Origin of the sequence: Streptomyces sp. IBSBF 2435 (assembly GCF_036815005.1) — a bacterium.
GTDB lineage: Bacteria > Actinomycetota > Actinomycetes > Streptomycetales > Streptomycetaceae > Actinacidiphila.
Genome location: NZ_JAJSYW010000312.1, coordinates 1 through 4,525, shown reverse-complemented (window position 1 = coordinate 4,525; position 4,525 = coordinate 1). Strand labels below are relative to the sequence as shown.

Sequence of the window (4,525 nt, the reverse complement as noted above, 5' to 3'; positions counted from 1 at the left end):
GACGGGGGATGTGTTCGGGGCGGTTGCCGAAGTGGGGGGTACGGCTGCGTTTCTTGTGCTCGGGCTGCGTTGATCGGTTTTCTCCGCCCGCCCGCCCCTGGGGGTACCCCCAGGGGTGGCGCTGGGGGAAGGTTTTTTCGGGTGCGGGTTCCGGTGGTGGGTGGGGTCGGTGCCGCTCCGGGGGTACCTCCTCGGACCGCGCACTCGGCTCTGCGCGAACGTTCCTGCGGGGCAGTCCTGCGCGGACACCCCAGGATCGTCCCCGCCGCCGCCATCGGCGTCCGCAGACCCGTGGGCGGGAGAAGTGGGGGGCAGTCCGGGGGCACCGCCCGCCGCACCCTCCCCGGAAGGCGCCTGATCGACCTGCCCGGGCACACCGTCACCCGCGGCCGTGCTGTCGCCGACGCTCCAGGGCCCCCACAGGCGGACCGTTCGCCGGACTCCTACCTGCGCGGGCGAGCGAAGGTGCCTCCAGGCGAAACCCAGGGGAAGACGCCCCGCGCCGCCAGGCGCGGGCACAACCCACGGGTGGGGACCTGCCGACTACGTCGCACCCCGCAGGGGCTCAGCGTAGGCTCGGCGCAGCCGATGGGCACCGCGGACGCCCCGAGGATGTGGCGGAATACGATGCGGGCACGGCCCGGCCGGGCCATCCACCGGCCTTCGACAAGGACCTCGACCGAATAGGACCTAAGCCACCGTGACAGCTCTGACACTCAGTACCTCCGCCGCCGCAGCGCTGCGCGCGGACGCCGTCGTCGTGGGGGTGAGCAAGGCCGCCAAGGGCGGCCCGCAGCTCGCCCCAGGGGCGGAAACGGTGGATGCCGCGTTCGGCGGCAAGCTCGCCTCGACGCTGGAGACGCTCGGCGCGGTCGGCGCCGAGGGCGAGCTGACCAAGCTCCCCGCCCCGGACGGCGTAAAGGCCGCGGTCGTGGTGGCGGTGGGCCTGGGGGACGCGCCTGAGGAGGGTGCGGGGTTCGACCCCGAGGCGCTGCGCAAGGCCGCGGGCACCGCCGCCCGGGCGCTGACGGGAGCCAAGAAGGCGGCGTTCGCGCTGCCCGCGGGCGACCCGGCGCAGGTCGAGGCGGTCGCGGTGGGCGCCTTGCTCGGCGCGTACGCGTTCACGGCGTATCAGGCCGACTCGGGCAAGGGCCCGCTCGGTGAGGTCGCCGTGGTGGGGGCCAAGCCGCGCGACAAGGCGTACAAGGCGGCGGCGGAGCGGGCGACCGCGGTGGCCGAGGAGGTCAACCGGGCGCGCGACCTGATCAACACCCCGCCGAACGACCTGAACCCGAAGGCCTTCGCCGCCGCGGTGCAGACCGCGGCCAAGGAGTACGGCCTGAAGGTCGAGGTGCTGGACGAGAAGGCGCTGCTCAAGGGCGGCTACGGCGGCATCATGGGCGTCGGGCAGGGCTCGGCGACGCCGCCGCGGCTGGTGCGGGTGGCGTACTCGCACGCCAAGGCCACCCGGACGCTGGCCTTCGTCGGCAAGGGCATCACGTACGACTCGGGCGGCATCTCGCTCAAGCCCCCGGGGCACAACGAGACGATGAAGTGCGACATGAGCGGGGCCGCGGCGGTCTTCTCCGCGGTCGTGGCGGCGGCCCGGCTGGGCCTGGCGGTCAATGTGACCGGCTGGCTGGCGCTGGCCGAGAACATGCCAGGCGGCGGCGCGACCCGCCCCGGCGACGTCCTGAAGATGTACAGCGGCAAGACGGTCGAGGTGCTGAACACCGACGCCGAAGGCCGCCTGGTGCTGGCCGACGCGCTGGCCAGGGCGTCGGAGGAGGCCCCGGACGCGATCGTGGACGTGGCCACGCTGACCGGTGCGATGGTGCTGGCGCTGGGCGACGGCCGGTTCGGGATCATGGCGAACGACGACGGTTTCCGTACCGCCGTGCACACCGCGGCGCTGGCCGAGGGCGAGGACTCCTGGCCGATGCCGCTGCCGCAGCAGCTGCGCAAGAGCTTCGACTCCCCGACCGCGGACATCGCCAACATGGGCTCGCGCCCCGGCGGCGGCCTGGTCGCCGGGCTCTTCCTGCGGGAATTCGTCGGCGAGGGCATCACCTGGGCGCACCTGGACATCGCGGGCCCGGCCTTCAACGAGGGCGGCCCGTTCGGCTACACCCCCAAGGGCGGCACCGGCTCGGCCGTACGCACCCTGGTGGCGCTGGCCCGGCGGACCGCCGAGGGCGACCTGCTCTGATCGGGCGACGGCCGCTCCGGCGGTGAAGATCGGGTGAGATGTGTCACGTGCGGCCCCCGGCGACATGCCGGGGGCCGCACGCGGTGTTCCCACGGGCAGGCCCGGTGGCCCGCTTGCCCCTGAGAAGTGCGAAGATGTTGTCTCGGCACGACAGGGCCCCCTTTAAGACAAAGCGGCCGAACCAAAGCCGCCGCCCGGTCATGGTGGACCGGCTCCGGCGAACCCATGCATGGAGGACGTGACGTGGCGAACGACGCCAGCACTGTTTTCGACCTAGTGATCCTCGGCGGCGGCAGTGGCGGCTACGCAGCCGCGCTGCGTGCTGCGCAGCTGGGACTGGACGTCGCCCTGATCGAGAAGAACAAGCTCGGGGGCACCTGTCTGCACAACGGCTGCATTCCCACCAAGGCGCTGCTGCACGCCGGTGAGATCGCGGACCAGGCTCGCGAGAGCGAGCAGTTCGGCGTGAAGGCCACCTTCGAGGGCATCGACATCGCCGCCGTCCACAAGTACAAGGACGACGTGATCTCGGGCCTCTACAAGGGCCTGCAGGGCCTGGTGGCCTCGCGCAAGGTGACGTACATCGAGGGCGAGGGGCGGCTGTCGTCCCCGACCTCGGTCGATGTGAACGGACAGCGGATCCAGGGCCGCCACGTGGTGCTCGCGACCGGTTCCGTACCGCGTTCGCTGCCAGGGCTGTCCATCGACGGCGACCGGATCATCTCCTCGGACCACGCGCTGACCCTCGACCGGGTCCCGCAGACCGCGATCGTGCTGGGCGGCGGTGTGATCGGCGTCGAGTTCGCCTCGGCGTGGAAGTCCTTCGGCACCGACGTGACCATCATCGAGGGTCTGCCGCACCTGGTGCCGGTCGAGGACGAGAACAGCTCGAAGCTGCTGGAGCGGGCCTTCCGCAAGCGCGGCATCAAGTTCAACCTGGGCACCTTCTTCCAGAGCGCCGAGTACACCGCCGACGGTGTGAAGGTGACGCTGGCGGACGGCAAGACCTTCGAGGCCGAGGTGCTGCTGGTCGCGATCGGCCGCGGCCCGGTCTCGCAGAACCTCGGGTACGAGGAGCAGGGCGTCGCGATGGACCGCGGCTTCGTCCTGGTGGACGAGTACATGCGGACGAACGTGCCGACCATCTCGGCCGTCGGCGACCTGGTGCCCACGCTCCAGCTCGCGCACGTCGGTTTCGCCGAGGGCATCCTGGTGGCGGAGCGGCTGGCCGGCCTCAAGGCCGTGCCGATCGACTACGACGGTGTGCCGCGGGTGACGTACTGCCACCCGGAGGTCGCGTCCGTGGGCATCACCGAGGCCAAGGCCAAGGAGGTCTACGGCGCCGACAAGGTCGTGACGCTCAAGTACAACCTGGCGGGCAACGGCAAGAGCAAGATCCTCAAGACCGCGGGCGAGATCAAGCTCGTCCAGGTCCGCGACGGTGCCGTCGTGGGCGTCCACCTGGTCGGCGACCGGATGGGCGAGCAGGTCGGCGAAGCGCAGCTGATCTACAACTGGGAGGCGCTGCCCGCCGAGGTCGCGCAGCTCATCCACGCGCACCCGACGCAGAACGAGGCCATGGGCGAGGCCCACCTCGCCCTCGCGGGCAAGCCGCTGCACTCGCACGACTAGGTCCACCCTCCACCACGCCACCCATCCGCACAGATCGTGAGGAGTAACCGCAACCATGGCGGTTTCCGTAACCCTGCCGGCGCTCGGCGAGAGCGTGACCGAGGGCACCGTCACCCGCTGGCTCAAGGCCGAAGGTGAGCGCGTCGAGGCCGACGAGCCGCTGCTCGAGGTCTCGACCGACAAGGTCGACACCGAGATCCCCTCGCCGGCGTCCGGCACCCTCGCGTCCATCAAGGTCGCCGAGGACGAGACGGTCGAGGTCGGCGCCGAGCTGGCCATCATCGACGACGGCAGCGGCGGCGCACCCGCCGCGACCCCCGCCCCGGCGGCCGAGCCGGAACCCGAGGCCGAGGCCCAGCCCGCCCAGGAGGCCCCGACCGCTCCGTCGACCGAGACCGAAGCCCCGGCTCCGGCCCCGACCGCGGAGGCGACCGCCGGCTCGTCCGGCGCATCCGGCACCGATGTCGTGCTGCCCGCGCTCGGCGAGAGCGTGACCGAGGGCACCGTCACCCGCTGGCTCAAGGCGGTCGGCGAGAGCGTCGAGGCCGACGAGCCGCTGCTGGAGGTCTCGACCGACAAGGTCGACACCGAGATCCCCTCGCCCGTGGCCGGCACCTTGCTGGAGATCCTGGTCGAGGAGGACGGTACGGCCGAGGTCGGCGCCCGGCTCGCGGTGATCGGCGA

Annotated in this window: 3 protein-coding genes; all 3 read left to right on the top strand. The window is 71.9% G+C overall.

The window, feature by feature from the left end:
• The first annotated feature begins 700 nt into the window (after positions 1–700).
• Positions 701–2,209 carry a leucyl aminopeptidase gene (locus V7E46_RS32630; RefSeq protein WP_333771787.1) on the top strand — a complete coding sequence of 503 codons (1,509 nt, stop codon included), beginning with the start codon at positions 701–703 and terminating at the stop codon, positions 2,207–2,209.
• Between the two features lie 243 nt (positions 2,210–2,452).
• Positions 2,453–3,841: a dihydrolipoyl dehydrogenase gene (gene lpdA, locus V7E46_RS32625; RefSeq protein ID WP_333771786.1), complete on the top strand. Its 1,389-nt coding sequence runs from the start codon at positions 2,453–2,455 to the stop codon at positions 3,839–3,841.
• A 55-nt stretch (positions 3,842–3,896) separates the two neighbouring features.
• Positions 3,897–4,525, top strand: a 629-nt coding sequence (locus V7E46_RS32620) for a biotin/lipoyl-containing protein (protein WP_333771785.1), incomplete at its 3' end; no start/stop codon positions are given.